General features: G+C 62.6%; 15 protein-coding genes. 7 read left to right on the top strand and 8 right to left on the bottom strand.

The window, feature by feature from the left end:
- Positions 1 to 57 precede the first annotated feature (57 nt).
- The 3 genes from V6B15_RS11570 to V6B15_RS11580 all read right to left on the bottom strand — a co-directional run bounded on the left by V6B15_RS11570 (position 58) and on the right by V6B15_RS11580 (position 2,700).
- Positions 58 to 1,449, bottom strand: a complete 1,392-nt coding sequence (locus tag V6B15_RS11570; protein ID WP_334201264.1) for a DUF5996 family protein — start codon at positions 1,447 to 1,449, stop codon at positions 58 to 60.
- The gene (locus V6B15_RS11575; protein WP_334201265.1) at positions 1,397 to 2,413 is read right to left on the bottom strand and encodes a zinc-dependent alcohol dehydrogenase family protein; all 1,017 of its coding nucleotides are present in this window, start codon (positions 2,411 to 2,413) and stop codon (positions 1,397 to 1,399) included. The genes V6B15_RS11570 and V6B15_RS11575 overlap by 53 nt, the downstream gene beginning before the upstream one ends.
- Before the next feature lie 146 nt (positions 2,414 to 2,559).
- Positions 2,560 to 2,700: a hypothetical protein gene (locus tag V6B15_RS11580; RefSeq protein WP_334201266.1), complete on the bottom strand. Its 141-nt coding sequence runs from the start codon at positions 2,698 to 2,700 to the stop codon at positions 2,560 to 2,562.
- Positions 2,701 to 2,913: 213 nt separating this feature from the next.
- Here V6B15_RS11580 and V6B15_RS11585 point away from each other — a divergent pair, with 213 nt between their 5' ends.
- Positions 2,914 to 3,744: an alpha/beta fold hydrolase gene (locus tag V6B15_RS11585; protein WP_334201267.1), complete on the top strand. Its 831-nt coding sequence runs from the start codon at positions 2,914 to 2,916 to the stop codon at positions 3,742 to 3,744.
- Between the two features lie 177 nt (positions 3,745 to 3,921).
- On the opposite strand, the gene V6B15_RS11590 is transcribed toward V6B15_RS11585, so the two are convergent.
- Positions 3,922 to 4,548, bottom strand: coding sequence for a glutathione S-transferase family protein (locus V6B15_RS11590; RefSeq protein WP_334201268.1), 627 nt, complete (start codon positions 4,546 to 4,548; stop codon positions 3,922 to 3,924).
- A gap of 397 nt (positions 4,549 to 4,945) precedes the next feature.
- Between V6B15_RS11590 and V6B15_RS11595 the strand changes: the two genes are divergently transcribed.
- Positions 4,946 to 5,599, top strand: a complete 654-nt coding sequence (locus V6B15_RS11595; protein ID WP_334201269.1) for a hydrolase — start codon at positions 4,946 to 4,948, stop codon at positions 5,597 to 5,599.
- A gap of 185 nt (positions 5,600 to 5,784) precedes the next feature.
- Here the strand turns inward: V6B15_RS11595 and V6B15_RS11600 are convergent, their stop codons facing one another.
- The gene (locus V6B15_RS11600; RefSeq protein WP_334201270.1) at positions 5,785 to 6,690 is read right to left on the bottom strand and encodes an AraC family transcriptional regulator; all 906 of its coding nucleotides are present in this window, start codon (positions 6,688 to 6,690) and stop codon (positions 5,785 to 5,787) included.
- A gap of 573 nt (positions 6,691 to 7,263) precedes the next feature.
- On the opposite strand from V6B15_RS11600, the gene V6B15_RS11605 reads away from it, so the two are divergent.
- The gene (locus V6B15_RS11605; protein ID WP_334201271.1) at positions 7,264 to 7,854 is read left to right on the top strand and encodes an NADPH-dependent FMN reductase; all 591 of its coding nucleotides are present in this window, start codon (positions 7,264 to 7,266) and stop codon (positions 7,852 to 7,854) included.
- 41 nt (positions 7,855 to 7,895) lie between these two features.
- On the opposite strand, the gene V6B15_RS11610 is transcribed toward V6B15_RS11605, so the two are convergent.
- The 3 genes from V6B15_RS11610 to V6B15_RS11620 form a co-directional block, all read right to left on the bottom strand.
- A complete protein-coding gene (locus V6B15_RS11610) occupies positions 7,896 to 8,246 on the bottom strand; it encodes a GNAT family N-acetyltransferase (RefSeq protein ID WP_334201272.1) in 351 nt (116 codons plus the stop codon).
- Positions 8,239 to 9,123: a pirin family protein gene (locus tag V6B15_RS11615; RefSeq protein WP_334201273.1), complete on the bottom strand. Its 885-nt coding sequence runs from the start codon at positions 9,121 to 9,123 to the stop codon at positions 8,239 to 8,241. The genes V6B15_RS11610 and V6B15_RS11615 overlap by 8 nt, the downstream gene beginning before the upstream one ends.
- A 104-nt stretch (positions 9,124 to 9,227) precedes the next feature.
- Positions 9,228 to 10,091 carry a pirin family protein gene (locus V6B15_RS11620; protein ID WP_334201274.1) on the bottom strand — a complete coding sequence of 288 codons (864 nt, stop codon included), beginning with the start codon at positions 10,089 to 10,091 and terminating at the stop codon, positions 9,228 to 9,230.
- Between the two features lie 116 nt (positions 10,092 to 10,207).
- Here V6B15_RS11620 and V6B15_RS11625 point away from each other — a divergent pair, with 116 nt between their 5' ends.
- The 4 genes from V6B15_RS11625 to V6B15_RS11640 all read left to right on the top strand — a co-directional run bounded on the left by V6B15_RS11625 (position 10,208) and on the right by V6B15_RS11640 (position 13,578).
- Entirely contained in the window at positions 10,208 to 10,546 is a 339-nt protein-coding gene (locus V6B15_RS11625; RefSeq protein ID WP_334201275.1) for a winged helix-turn-helix transcriptional regulator, read from the top strand.
- A gap of 613 nt (positions 10,547 to 11,159) precedes the next feature.
- Positions 11,160 to 11,537, top strand: coding sequence for a hypothetical protein (locus V6B15_RS11630; protein ID WP_334201276.1), 378 nt, complete (start codon positions 11,160 to 11,162; stop codon positions 11,535 to 11,537).
- Between the two features lie 105 nt (positions 11,538 to 11,642).
- Positions 11,643 to 11,972 carry a UrcA family protein gene (locus V6B15_RS11635; protein WP_334201277.1) on the top strand — a complete coding sequence of 110 codons (330 nt, stop codon included), beginning with the start codon at positions 11,643 to 11,645 and terminating at the stop codon, positions 11,970 to 11,972.
- 37 nt (positions 11,973 to 12,009) lie between these two features.
- Positions 12,010 to 13,578, top strand: a complete 1,569-nt coding sequence (locus V6B15_RS11640; protein WP_334201278.1) for a tetratricopeptide repeat-containing sulfotransferase family protein — start codon at positions 12,010 to 12,012, stop codon at positions 13,576 to 13,578.
- The last annotated feature ends 25 nt before the right edge of the window (positions 13,579 to 13,603 follow it).

A 13,603-nucleotide genomic window follows, 5' to 3' on the forward strand; every position in this document is an offset into this window, starting at 1 on the left:
AAAACCTGCGTCCTTACCAATAATGATCTGTAGCGGGGGTGCTGCTTGCTTTGCTGATCAACGTGTCGGCGCAGGTTCGCCTGTCGCCCTGCGCTGATGAAGAACGTCCCGGAGTTCGGGATTCCGGTCGATCTGCGCTTTTGCAAAGGGACATAGCGGAATGATCGCGAAGCCTTCGCGGCGCGCATCATCGACCGCTTGGCGCACCATCCGTTCGCCGACCCTGCGGCCGCGCAAGGCTTCGGGCACTTCGGTATGATCGATGATGATGAGCGTTTCGCTGGCGCGGCTGTAGGTCATCTCTGCTTCGGCTCCATCGACGAGCATATGGTAGCGCCCTTTGGAGGCTCCATCCTCTCGCTCAACCGGTTCTTCGGGTAATGGCACCTTGGATCGCCCCGATATCGGATCCGATGGTCGCACCGTAGCAGGGCGTCCAATTTCGCATTCTAGCAAGTCGCGGTCCCAGGCCCCGAGATCGGCTGCGGCTTCGTAAGTCGATGTCAGAAAGCATAACAACGCAGCATCGCCGTCCTGTGCCGTCTGGACGGCATCGTATGGCAAGACGAATTCAGCGAGTTGCTCGTGCCAGAATGCGGCATCGGGCTGAACCGGCGCGGTGCGGTAACCGTTCGGCGCAGGATAGGCATATGCATAGAAAGCGGGGTAATCGATAGGACCGCCTCCGGGCCAGAAGCCTGCCGAGGAGACCTCGCGGTCGTAGGCTTCCTGCGCCACGTCGTCCGGCAAGGCAGGAATGCCGCCGGGGTGGAGCGGTGCGCGCCGGCCCGAAAACCGGGTAACAGCCAGGTCCAGGGCGCCCCAGAACAGATGAACGGGGCTGGATTTGCCGAGAAACGACGTCCGGAACCGATTGAAGACCCTGTCGACCGATACGAGTGCATGATGATAGCGCTGAACCGCTTCGCGATCGTAGGGCCGGTCGCGATGATCGTCCTTGAAGGGCACCGGGTCGGGCACTTCATTTGGTCGCCCATCGAAGCTCGGCGTGCCGCCAAGGCTTGAGATCATCTCGGTGAACCGGGCGTGGAACGTTGCCACCGTCATCGGCTCGAGCGGGAATGCCGCCTTCCCGCCATCGCCGCCGCAGGTTCCCACGACCTCGTGCGCGCGAAGATCGAACATGATCTCGATCCCCGGGCCGTCCGGGATAGGCGAAGATACCAGTCCGCTGGGCGCGATGTAGAACGTGGCGTTCCAGGAATGGTTGAGCCACGGGCTATGAGCCAGCCGGTATTTGCCTGCTATCTGCAGGTAGAGATGAAGGGCCGAACAGGTTTCTCGCCAGCTAAGGTAGTCGAGCGGGGGCCAGCTATTCGTCATGTTGCGTTCTCCGTTCGGTATGGACCAGCACTGCAAGTCTCGGAACCCCGCATCATTCTGCGGCGGCGAGGGGCGGCACAATCGTTTCTGTCTCGCCGGAGACATCGATTGCGACCTTCCCACGCAGCCCGCGGCGCGCCCCCGTCTCCAGCACCTCGTGACCCTCCGCGAGGCGGTCGAGCGGCAGAACGGCGCCGATCACCGGCCGCACCAGCCCCCGTTCCACGAGGTTCGTGAGTTGGTCGAGTTTGCCGCGGTTCTGGCGGGTAAAGACAAAGTGATAGGAGGCGTTGCGCCCCCAGGCCTCGACCAGGTTTTGCGGCGTTGCGATATCGACAATCGAGACGACGCGCCCGAATGGCGCGAGCACGAGCGGGCTCCTTGTCAGTGTGTCGCCGCCGATCGTGTCGAAAACGACGTCGACCCCGCGTCCGCCGGTGAGCGTGTCCACGGCCTCGACGTAATCGGCATCGGAATAGTCGACCACATCGTCCGCGCCGAGTGCGCGGACGAAATCATGGTTCTGGGCGCGTACAGTCGTAATGACCCGGGCCCCGATCGCCTTGGCCACCTGGATCGCGATCGTTCCGACGCCGCCGGCACCGCCGTGGATGAGGATCGTCTCGCCGACGCGAAGTCCGGCGCGACTGATCAGAGCCTCCCACACGGTCCCGCCTACGAGCGTCAGGCTCGCTGCTTCGACGTGTGACAGGTTGCGGGGCTTGCGCCCGACCAGATCGACGTGGGCAACGTGGAATTCGGCGTAGGACCCGGCGCCGCCGAATATCTGCGGTGTGTAATAGACCTCGTCGCCGGGGCCGAACTCGGTGACCTCCGCGCCGACGGCATCCACGACCCCGGAAATGTCATATCCGATGACGGCCGGCAGCGGTACGTAATCGGCATAATCGCCGCGACGGATCTGAAAATCGAGCGGATTGATCGCGGTGGCGTGGACGCGAACGCGAACCTGCCGCGAGCCGACCGAGGGGACAAGAAGGCTCTGAACCTCGAACGCGTCGGGACCGCCAAAGCGGGTCAGGACGACAGCCTTCATTGCGTCGGACATATCGTCTTCCTTCCATCATATTGAAGCACGTCGATACGTCAAAACCGAGACGCAATCGCAATCCCGCGCACCCCGCACCAGTTCTTGCATGTTTAGCGCCACCACGCGTTGCCAGTGGTGGTGATGGCGCGAAGTGGAGACTTTACTCAGACGCCCAAGCAACGCGTTGCTAAGAATGCTGCGCAGGTGCCGATATTGCGCTCTTCCTCTTTCAAATTTTGGGCGGGCTGCTCGATCGCCGGTGTGTGAAAATGAAGCTCACCCCGCTCGGTGCGCGTGCTGAACATGGCGATGTGGTCGTGCCAGCAGCGCTTGGCCCGCAAGATCGGCACCGCAGCCGCAGTATCCGCGCCGCGCCTTGCGCAATCGCTTGCTAGGACCATCGTGCTTGAACCACCGAACGCCTTCTTCCGGAAAGATATGCATTTGGAGAAGTGCAGGACAGCAGAGCGCCGACACTTCTCGCGACACCGCGAAAGATAAACCCGAGGAATTTGGTCATGGCTACAATCACTACCTCTGACGGTACCGTTCTTTTTTACAAAGACTGGGGGCCGGAAGACGCGCAGCCCGTCATGTTCCATCACGGCTGGCCGCTAAGTTCCGACGACTGGGACGGCCAGATGCTGTTCTTTCTATCCCAAGGCTATCGCGTGATCGCCCATGACAGGCGCGGCCATGGCCGATCGGAGCAAACCGACACCGGCAACGAGATGGACACCTACGCCGCCGATGTCTCCGCCATCGTCGAGACACTGGACTTGCACGACGCCGTCCATATCGGCCATTCGACCGGAGGGGGCGAGGTCGCCCGCTATGCCGCCATGGCCGAGCGCGGCCGAGTCGCCAAGGCGGTGCTGATCGGTGCCGTTCCGCCGGTGATGGTCAAGTCCGACAAGAACCCGGACGGTATTCCGATGGAGGTGTTCGACGGATTTCGTGAGGCACTCTCCCGGAATCGCGCGGAGTTCTACAAGGGTATCCCGAGCGGCCCGTTTTACGGCTTCAACCGCGAGGGTACGGAAGTGAGTCAGGGCCTGATCGACAATTGGTGGCGCCAGGGAATGGCGGGCGGTGCGAAGGCACATTACGACTGCATCCAGGCATTTTCCGAGACCGACTTCACCGAGGATCTGAAGGCGATCACCGTACCCGCACTGTTTCTGCACGGTGAGGACGACCAGATCGTCCCGATCGAAAACTCGGCCCACAAGGCAGTCAGGCTGGTGCGGGACGGAACGTTGAAGACCTATCCGGGTCTTTCACACGGTCTTTTCGCCACCCACCCCGAGGTAGTGAACGCCGACCTGCTGACCTTCGTCCGCGACTGACTAGGCGCTCCAACAGGGGCAGATTCGCATGATGGCCTCGGGATGTCCGAGCCCCAAAGTTATCCAGATCAACCCCGGAGGTTGCGGTTTCCCGCCGATACGGCCTCGTTCGCGATGTCGCACAGGCCTCAAGTCCATCCTGTTGGTTGCTTTCATTCAGCTGACGGATCGGAGGTCTCAGGAGGACGCACCTGCCTCGCGAGCGAGAACTTTCTTTACAGCGGTATCTGCATCCAACTTGTCATGCAGGGCCTTCACATTGGGATACTCTTTGAGGCCGTGCGGCAAGAGATTGATCCCCCAACGGATCATCGGGAAGGCGTAGGCGTCGATCACGGAACGCCCGCCATCGAGGATGTAGTCGCGCCCTTCGAGGTGGTGTTCCAGGATGCCGAACTTCTTTGCGACCAGTTCGTGTCCCGCCTCGACCACCGCGCGCAGGGCCGCTTCGCTGTCGTCAGTCGTATAGCGAAAGGGCACGAAGATCGGCCAGAAGGAGGCATGCAGGTCCGAGGTGAAGAAGGCTGACCACCGATGGGCCTCAGCTCTGGCGCGGATGCTATCGCCGCCGGCAAGCCCTGCTTCGGGATGCTTCGATGCCAGGTAGTCGAGGATCGCGCCGCATTGTGTCAGCGACCAGCCGTCATTCTCCTGAAGCGTTGGTACGGCCCCGGCGGGGTTGACCGCGAGAAGGTCTTTTGAGCCGTATTGAACCCTGACGGCCTCGTAAGGTTCGCCGATCCACTCGAGAGCGACATGGGGCGCCAGTGAGCAAGCGCCAGCGGCGTAATACAGTGTGGTCATGGATTCTTTGTCCTTTCTGTTCCGCACTTGACCAGAAGGGCCCGGGCTTCCGGTGTGCTGTCGGCTGGCGGCGTGCTCGCCCGATGGTTTTCTACCCTTTCCAACCCGTGATCTCGGCTGGGCCGAAAGGCTCTCGCTGCCGTTGCTTCTGCCGTGTGAAAAGTCCGGGCGAACGAGCTTTAACGAGCGTCCTGTTGCGCTGCGGTTCTGAAGCTGCCGCGAAAGTGCCGATCTTGCGGCCTTTCTGCCTCACCAAAGAAAGGACTCCTGCGCTTGGGACTCTACATCACCGCAAGATTGGCGCGTTCGCGGCAGCTTCCGCGCCGCGCTGTTCGGGCATCTTCTCTAGGTCCGGATACCAGAGCTCGGCTCCTCCCAAGACACAAAGGATGACCCAATGACCTTCCGCAATGGCCTCGACTCGCTCCTTCGCCCCGAAGATTCGGTCCTCGTGTTGATCGATCACCAGCCATACCAGCTCGCGAACCTGAACAGTCACGATCCGCATATGGTGGTGAACAACACGACCGCGCTCGCCAAGGTGGCGAAGGTGTTCGGCGTGCCCACGATATTGACCAGCGTCATTGCCGACCGCGGCGGCGTCATCTTCCCGCATGTCACCGAAGTGTTCCCCGACAACGAGGTGATCGACCGTACGACGATTAACACCTGGGAGGATCCGAAGGTCGTCGATGCGGTCAAGGCGACCGGCCGCAAGCAGCTGGTCATGGCCGGCCTGTGGACGGAGGTCTGCGTAGCAATGCCCGCGATCCAGGCAGCGGGCGAAGGATGGGATGTGACCGTGATTACCGATGCGTCGGGCGGCACGTCGATCGAGGCCCACGAGGTCGCGATCCAGCGCATGATCGCAGCGGGCGTCAACGTGATGACCTGGCTCGCTCTATCGGCCGAATGGCAACGTGACTGGGCCCGGGCCGGGACTGCCATGCCGCTCAACGACGCCCTCAAATACCACAGTGGCGGAAGTGCCGTCGCCTATCTCTGGGAGCAGCAGTTGCTCAATACGCCAGTGCCGAGCACTTTGCGCTGATGGAGCTGCCAGAAAGGAGTCGGCGATGTATTTCCCAAGCATCATTCCGGCCAACCTTGACTTGGTCTTCGGCGAACGTGATCCCGAAAGCCTCCGAGGCGTTGAAATAGGCAGACTTACCGCCCCGGGCTCGGGAGATCGGTCGATGCGCTCTCTGGCGAACCAGAAAGCCCGCGAACGTTACGTCACGCGATAGATCGCGTGGGTTCCCGGACAGCGCGCCGATAGTCCGATGGGTTCATGCGCATGTGCTTGAGGAAGACCCGGGCGAGGACCTGGTTCGATGAGTATCCGACCTCGAAGGCAATCTGGGTGATCGGAAGGTCCGTTTGCTCGAGAAGTTCGCAGGCCTTCTCTACCCTCAGTCGCGTCAGATAGACCCGCGGCGGTGCACCGAGGGACTGCTTGAACATCCGGGCAAAATGGAAGGGTGACAACTGCGCCTCAGCCGCCAATTCGTCGAGGCTGAGGTCCTCCGCCAGCCGAGCATGCATCAGTTCCACACAGCGCCGTTGTGCCCACGGTGCGAGGCCGCCCTTCGCCGGGGCGAACGGAGCCCCGCCCAGCCGGCACAGTTCGGCGAGGATTTCGCAGCCCGCAGCCCGCGCCAGCAGCCGCGATGGCGCGCCCTCTTCCTCGCAGAGGGCCCACAAGTTCCGGACGGCCGAGCGGATTTTCCATGAATCGAATACTTGGCCGTAGATGCATGAGGTGTCGAACGAAAACCGGCCATCGGCGGCCTCGTCCAGTACGTGCTGCCACTGCGCCAAGGGAAATGCCAGCGTGCGAAGCCGATGTCTTTTTTCGTTGATCACCGTAGTCGCGAAATTGGGCGCAGCGATGGCGAGGGTGCCTCTTCGGGTCGTCACATCGAAGCGCCCTCCTCCCAGGTCTCCGCGGACCCGACTGCAGCCAAGCATGTCCTCCATCAGCACAATGTCCGACAAGGCCGGGCGAGACATGTCGCCGGCCGGTCGCTCAATCTCGAGGATGTCGAGAATTGCACCTGGGGACTTCATGGTGCGCAAGTAGGAGGCATGCTGACCGTTCCTGTGCCACTCGGCGAATGAGGAATGGCCATGGACGGTCATGGTTACCCCTCCTGCACCGCAGGCGTGCAAATCGGGATCAATGGACCAGCCGGATCGTGCCTCGCGAGCCGATAGGACGTCTGGTGCCCGCCGCGATCCCGGTTCGAGGAGGTCGAATTGGCCGCTACCATCATCACTATGTCTCCATTGGTGCGGCCGTGGTCTCGGTCTGAATATATACGGTCCGGTGGACGCCCAGGTGTATGGTACCCGTCATTCCAGCCCGGTGGCGTTGCAGCAATATGCACAAGATGGCCAAGTGGGTGAGCGCTTTCGCAACCTATCGGCAAGAACAGGGGCATTCGCTCCTTGCATCGAGCCTATCATAGCGATTGGTCAGTATTCGAGGAACCCACCCCAGTGCTATTGCCGCAAGATCGGCACCACGGCGTCAGCCTGAGCGCCGCACGGCACCAGAAAGCTCGCTAAGAGCGAGTCGCTTGCAAACGCCGCGCAATCCCTTTCGTCGCGTTGGCGAAAGGTTGAACTTCGCGTCTGAAGATTGCCATCACTTCCCTCACCGGCCATCACGGACCCTTCCGTTGCCCAAGATCGATCGAGGTGCCCGATCAGATGAAAGACCGCGTCCTTGTGCTTTACGGCTCCTATCGCTCCGATCGAATGGGAATCCGCCTGGCAGACTACGTCCTGCGTGGCCTCGAAGACCGCGGGAACGACGCCCGGTTGATCGACGCCCGCGCAATCGGGCTCCCCATGCTCGACCGGATGTACAAGGAATACGCTGCGGGCGAGGCGCCGCAGCCGATGCAGAACCTGGCAGAGCAGATCCGTAGCGCCGATGCTTTCGTGTTCGTGACGGGCGAATACAACTGGGGTGTCCAGCCAGGCCTCAAGAACCTTACCGACCATTTCCTCGAGGAATGGTTCTGGCGCCCGGCTGCGGTGGCGAGTTACTCTGCAGGCCGATTGTCGGGGGTCCGCGCCAATCTCGCCTGGCACGGGACCCTTACCGAGATGGGCATGGTGGTCATCCCCAGCACCGTCGCGGTCGGGCCAATCGCGAAGACGCTCGATAATAATGGAGCGCCGGTCGGCGAGGCCGGTCAGGCGCTCGACCGCGCCTTCTCGCGCTTTGCCGATGACCTGGCCTGGTGGACCACCGCTGCAAAGAACCAGCGCGCGACGACCCCGCCGCCCTATTGATCTGTCTGCAGTACTGTTCGGCGCCGGCCGCACAATCATTCTCACTTGCGATAAGCTGGCGTAAGCTTCGGCTTTTCGCCCGGACCGACCGTGAAGACGTCGCGCCATTCGGGGTGCTTTTCGTATCGTGCGCGAACAAAGGGGCAGAGCGGTACGACCTTGAAGCCGCGCCCCCGCGCATCGGCAACGAGGTAGTCGACCATCGCCGCCGCGAGACCTGTGCCTTTCAATTCCTTGGGAGCGCCCGTGTGGTCGGCGCTGATTAGCTCCGGTCCGAGCCGAGTGAAGGCGATCTCGCCTTCCGCATCGATCCCTTCGATCCTGCCGACATATCGGCCATGCTTTTCGCCATCTTCCAGCGTGACGCTGATTGCGGGCCGCTCGTCAGGCATAGGTCCGATCCTCCGGGAAGGGCGTGAACTCTTCATCGTCCGCATCGGGCAATTTCATGCGCCCCTGTATCCAGTCTTCCCGGGCCTGCTCGATCCGGTCCTTCGCCGAGCTGACGAAGTTCCACAGCATGAACCGCTCGCCGATCGGATCGCCGCCCAGCACCATGATCGTGGCCGCGTCTTTGGCGGTGACAGGCACGTCCTGGCCCGGCTCGATTACCGCCATCTGTCCCGTCCGTAGGACTTGGCCAGCGACCTCCGCGTTTCCAGCGGCGACGTAGACCGCGCGCTCCTGGTATTCGGCGGGCAAGGGGCGGCTCGCGCCTGCAACCATATCCCAGTGCATGTAGAATTGGGGGCTGTGGACTCTGACCGCCGATTGCATCCCTTCCGCGCTGCCTGCGATAAGGCGACCGCGCAGGCCCTTTTCTTCCCATGTCGGCAAATCGGCAGAGCCTTCGTGGTGATAGAAGGCCGGATCGGCCTCTTCATGCTCAGTCGGAAGGGCCACCCAGGCCTGGATACCGTGCATGTGCGCGCCGTGCTCGCGGGCGTGGTCGAAGCGTTCGGAATGGGTGATGCCGCTCCCGGTAACCATCCAGTTGACCTCGCCCGGACGAATGTCCTGCGTCACGCCCAAGCTGTCGCGATGGGTGAGGGCGCCATCATAAAGGTAGGTCACGGTCGAGATGCCGATGTGCGGATGCGGGCGCACGTCCATCTCGCGCGGAAAGCCTGGGGCGAGGTCGGCAGGGCCCATGTGATCGAAGAAGATATAGGGTCCGACCGTACGGCGGGCGTGGAACGGCAGCACGCGGCCCACCTCGAATCCGCCGCCGAGGTCATGCGTGCGCTTGTCTATGATGCGTTCGATCATTGGTGATTTCCTTCTACGGATTGCTTGAGCCGATATGACGACGAGAGCGTGACAGCCGCGAACACGGGCACCCGGAGAGTTCGCTCCCCTCCGGGCACCATGGTTCAGGCCGGAGCCAGCACGCCGAACTTGCCCGAATTGAACTCCGTGATTGCTTCTTGAATCTCGACCTCGGTGTTCATGACGAAAGGCCCGTAGCCGAACACGGGTTCGTCGATCGGCTCGCCTGTCAGCACCAGCAGCATGGCGTCGCCATCGGCCCTGACCGGCACGCCTTCGCCATCGCGCGAAAGGCGCGCGATCTCGGCCTCGCCGATTCCCTTTCCATCGATCGTCACATGTCCGGAGAGCACCGCGATCATCGTTGTATGACCCTTGGGAAGAGGGAGCGTCACTTCGGCATCGGCATCGAGCCGCACGTCCCACAGATTGATCGGCGTGAAGGTGGTGGCGGGGCCTTTGGTTCCGTCCAACTCGCCCGCGATGATCCGTGCGCGGCCTCCATTGAAGGGAACGTCCACAATCGCATCGCGCGGGATCGCCTGGTACTTGGCCGGGGTCAGCTTATCCTTCGCAGGCAGGTTCACCCACAACTGCACCATGCGGAATGGTCCGCCGGTCTTCGAATAGCCGGGCGAGTGGAATTCCTCGTGCAGCACGCCCGCACCGGCCGTCATCCACTGGACCTCGCCTGCTCCGATGGTTCCGCCGCCACCGGTCGAATCGCGGTGGCAGACCTCCCCGTCATAGACGATGGTGACGGTCTCGAATCCCTTGTGCGGATGCTCACCCACGCCGCGCGGATGACCCTCCACGGGTTCGAAGTTCCACGGTCCGGCATAGTCGAACAACAGGAACGGGCTGATTGCGGTGGTATCGCTATGGTAGCTGAACAGGGAGCGCACGGGAAAGCCGTCGCCAACCCAGTGAGAGCTGTCATTGCGTAGTATGGCGTCGATTGTCTTCATGACATTGACCTTTCGGAGGGCCTGTCGTCTACCCAGACCCGGGGCGTTGCTTTAGTATTGCGCGCAAAATAGGCGGCGCTCGCACCTCGGCAAGTACGGTCCGAAAGGATACTGCAATGACCCAATTCCCAGCGGTACAGCACGGCTGGCATTGCCCGGCAGAAAGGACGCTGGATTTCCTTTCCGGCAAATGGCGGCCAATGGTGATCTTCTGGCTCTTGGAGGGCCCGCTGCGTTTCAATGAATTGCAGCGCCGGCTCGGCGCAGTCACGCATCGGACCCTGGCGAAAACGCTGAGAGAGATGGAGGCGGACGGACTCGTTGAGCGAAGGGATTATGGCGAAATTCCGCCCCGCGTCGATTACTCGCTGACCGCCCGTGGCGTCAGCTTGAAGCCGGTCTTGATGGCGATGGAAGAATGGGCGCAGACCGATGCCGAGGACAGTCGCGGATGATCGCGCGATGACTAACAATGCCCGCTTGCCGCGCATTTCTTTCGCGCCGTGATAGGCGAACGTGCTGCCGTGCACTCTGACAACGCGGATCGTTGGCAAACTACGGTTGATTGGCGCCGAAGCACGATTGCCCACCCCGCCAGATCCTATTCACTGCTTCCTTAGTTCGACGAATACTTTTCTTACGACCGCGTAATCGCAGCATAAGTCCGATGATCACTCAGCGAAACTCGCACATGTCCGCTTCGAGGAGATTTGCACGCGAAGTTGAATGTCTGGAGTGAAGGCACGTATCTGTCATCCGCTCGGTACTGAACGAATGGCAGCTTGTGGGGCGCAGCGCGACAATCTCGAATGTCCGCGATGGGGCGCAAAGCTGCTCTAGCTAAGGCAGACTGAGTTGAATTTTCCAGTGTTTTGAGTGCCCATCTTCGTCCTCTTCTGGGCACCAATTTCTCTCCTTACCCCGATGACTGCCCTTTAGGACGCCGATATCGGCGCATGCTTGACGCTGCGACCGATTTGCGGAACACCTTACGCAAGAACAAAAACATTCGTGGGAGAGCTTCGGCAACCCGCGCCGGTCCTGCGGCGCGCGGAAAGGAGACTCCTCATGCGCGCGACCTCGCAGATTCTTATCGCAGGTGTTCTGCTCGCGCTTTCTCCGCCCATTTCCGCCGCACCGGCCCCCGAGGCCAGGCTGGTCCGCTGCGGCGTTCACGATTGCCTGCGGGTCTCGGGCCAGCGCGAGGATGCGCGCGTGCTGGTGATTGTAAACAGCCACGAAACCAGCCCGCGGGGTGCACGGAAATGGCACGTGGACCTTCCGCTCGATACGGTCAGGCGCCTCGCACCGCTGCACGCACGGACGGTCGAGGTGACGTTGCGCGATCCGGACACCGGCGACGAGACGTCCGCCAGTGTGCGGCTGCCGATCGGGCTGCTGGGCGGCACGACCCGGCTGACTGCGCTCGAGGTCACCGGTTCGTGAGCCTCGCTTCCATTCACCGCGAACCTTGCCAGCGCCGACGCGTGGGCATATCTCCCTGCGCAGCCGCCAGAGAGCGGCGCAATAACAACGCAGGAGACGATGATCATGAAAGCTGGCCTGATGGCCCTGGCTGCGTGCGCGCTTGCGGCGCCGGCCATGGCGGAAACCACCCCCTCCGACCCCTTCGTGCAGGACAGCGCGACGCTGCACCTCGGCGGGCTCGATCTTGCGACCGTCGACGGTCAGCGCCGCTTGGCCATCCGGATGAACGATGCCGCGCGCGCGGTATGCGGCGACGGCCTCGACACCGTGCATTTGCGCGCGCATGCGCGTTCGCAGGAGTGCCGTACCGAAGTCCTCGCCCGCATCCGCGAACGGATCGAAACGCGCGTCGCGCTGCAGGACACGGCCACCCGGCTCGCTTCGAGCCAGTAGGCCCCACACAGCAGGCCACCGCGCGAGGACCGCGGCGGTGAGCCTGGAGCGGCAGGCGCGCGACGCGCTCGAACGCGACGACCTCCTGGGAGCGACACAAGCTGCCAAGGCGATCGTCCTGCAGGATCGCGATGCACCGGTAGGATATTTCCTGCTGGGCATTGCGGCCGAGCAGGCCGGACAGATCGACAATGCGGTCCTGTTGTTGGACGCGGCCGTCCAGCGCGGCCCCGAGGCCGAGCATCTGGCCCAGCAGGCCCGGCTGCTCAGCCTCTTGCGCCGTGACGGAGAAGCCGCCGCGGCCAGCAAGCGCGCTCTCGCTCTCGCCCCCGCCGATGCGCATACGCTGGATACGATAGGGTGCGTTCTGACCCGGCTGGGCGACCACGAAGGCGCCCTTGGTCCATTCGCCGCGGCGGTGGCCCGCGAACCCGGCAATCTCGATTATCGCTACAATCTTGCCGCCGCGAGCAGCTTTACCGGACGCGTCGAAGACGCACGGCGGCATTACGAGGACATCCTTCGCGCCGATCCGGGCAATGCGCGCGCGCATTATGCACTCGCCATCCTGTCGCGCCAGACGCCCGAGACCAACCATCTCCCCCGGCTGCAACGCGCATTGGCTGCCGCGCAAGGCCCGGGCGATGCGCTGCGCATCCGTTATGCTCTGGCCAAGGAGCTGGAGGATCTGGGCGATCCCAGCGCGTTCGAGCACCTTGAGGCAGCTAATGCGCAGCAGAAGCGCGCGCTCGGCTACGATTTCGCGCAGGATGCAGAAATCTTCGACGCGCTCGAAACGGTGTTTACCAAGCCCGCAGGTGCGCTGCGCGAGGCGCCAGGCCATCCCGATACCGCACCGATCTTCGTCGTGGGCATGCCGCGAACGGGCACTACGCTGATCGATCGCATCCTGTCGTCGCATCGAGAGGTCGTATCGGCGGGAGAGCTTCAGGCCATGCCGGTGGCGGTCAAGCGGCTGGCTGGAACCGCATCGAAAAAGGTCATCGACGCAGAGACGATTGCCGCCAGCAGCACGATCGATCCAGCGCAGCTGGGCCGCGCCTATATCGAGCAGGCTGCTGCGCATCATTTGCCCGAACGAACGCCGCGCTTCGTCGACAAGCTCCCCGCCAATTTCCTGTATATCGGCCATATCGCCGCGGCGCTGCCGCATGCGCGGATCGTGTGCCTGCGCCGTAATCCGATGGATACGGTGTGGAGCAATTACAAAAATCTGTTTGCGAGCCAGTCGGCCTATTACGCCTATTCCTACGACCTCCTCGACACGGCGCGCTATTATGCGCGCTTCGACCGGTTGATGGCGCAGTGGGAGACGCTCTTTCCCGGGCGGATATTGCAGCTGGGCTATGAAGGCCTGGTCGCCGATCAGGACGGGCAGACGCGGCGATTGATCGACTTCTGCGGGCTCGACTGGGACGATGCCTGCCTGCACTTTCACGAGAATACGGCAGCGGTGGCCACGCCGAGTGCGGCGCAGGTGCGCCGGCCGCTCAACGCCGATGCCGTGGGCCGCTGGCGGACGCATGAGCGCGCGCTGGAGCCGGCACGCGCCTGGCTCGAAAAGCAGGGCATCTCCACCGGTTGAGGGGCACTTCGACAGTGCGCAAGAA

This window comes from Qipengyuania sp. Mu-71 (assembly GCF_036867055.1).
In the GTDB taxonomy this organism is placed as follows: Bacteria; Pseudomonadota; Alphaproteobacteria; order Sphingomonadales; family Sphingomonadaceae; genus Qipengyuania; species Qipengyuania profunda.

What these genes read in the sequence shown, in the direction of transcription:
- V6B15_RS11570 (WP_334201264.1), bottom strand. Translation starts at nt 1,449, where the DNA reads ATGTCTCCGGCGAGACAGAAACGATTGTGCCGCCCCTCGCCGCCGCAG.
- V6B15_RS11575 (WP_334201265.1), bottom strand. Translation starts at nt 2,413, where the DNA reads ATGTCCGACGCAATGAAGGCTGTCGTCCTGACCCGCTTTGGCGGTCCC.
- V6B15_RS11580 (WP_334201266.1), bottom strand. Translation starts at nt 2,700, where the DNA reads ATGTTCAGCACGCGCACCGAGCGGGGTGAGCTTCATTTTCACACACCG.
- V6B15_RS11585 (WP_334201267.1), top strand. Translation starts at nt 2,914, where the DNA reads ATGGCTACAATCACTACCTCTGACGGTACCGTTCTTTTTTACAAAGAC.
- V6B15_RS11590 (WP_334201268.1), bottom strand. Translation starts at nt 4,548, where the DNA reads ATGACCACACTGTATTACGCCGCTGGCGCTTGCTCACTGGCGCCCCAT.
- V6B15_RS11595 (WP_334201269.1), top strand. Translation starts at nt 4,946, where the DNA reads ATGACCTTCCGCAATGGCCTCGACTCGCTCCTTCGCCCCGAAGATTCG.
- V6B15_RS11600 (WP_334201270.1), bottom strand. Translation starts at nt 6,690, where the DNA reads ATGACCGTCCATGGCCATTCCTCATTCGCCGAGTGGCACAGGAACGGT.
- V6B15_RS11605 (WP_334201271.1), top strand. Translation starts at nt 7,264, where the DNA reads ATGAAAGACCGCGTCCTTGTGCTTTACGGCTCCTATCGCTCCGATCGA.
- V6B15_RS11610 (WP_334201272.1), bottom strand. Translation starts at nt 8,246, where the DNA reads ATGCCTGACGAGCGGCCCGCAATCAGCGTCACGCTGGAAGATGGCGAA.
- V6B15_RS11615 (WP_334201273.1), bottom strand. Translation starts at nt 9,123, where the DNA reads ATGATCGAACGCATCATAGACAAGCGCACGCATGACCTCGGCGGCGGA.
- V6B15_RS11620 (WP_334201274.1), bottom strand. Translation starts at nt 10,091, where the DNA reads ATGAAGACAATCGACGCCATACTACGCAATGACAGCTCTCACTGGGTT.
- V6B15_RS11625 (WP_334201275.1), top strand. Translation starts at nt 10,208, where the DNA reads ATGACCCAATTCCCAGCGGTACAGCACGGCTGGCATTGCCCGGCAGAA.
- V6B15_RS11630 (WP_334201276.1), top strand. Translation starts at nt 11,160, where the DNA reads ATGCGCGCGACCTCGCAGATTCTTATCGCAGGTGTTCTGCTCGCGCTT.
- V6B15_RS11635 (WP_334201277.1), top strand. Translation starts at nt 11,643, where the DNA reads ATGAAAGCTGGCCTGATGGCCCTGGCTGCGTGCGCGCTTGCGGCGCCG.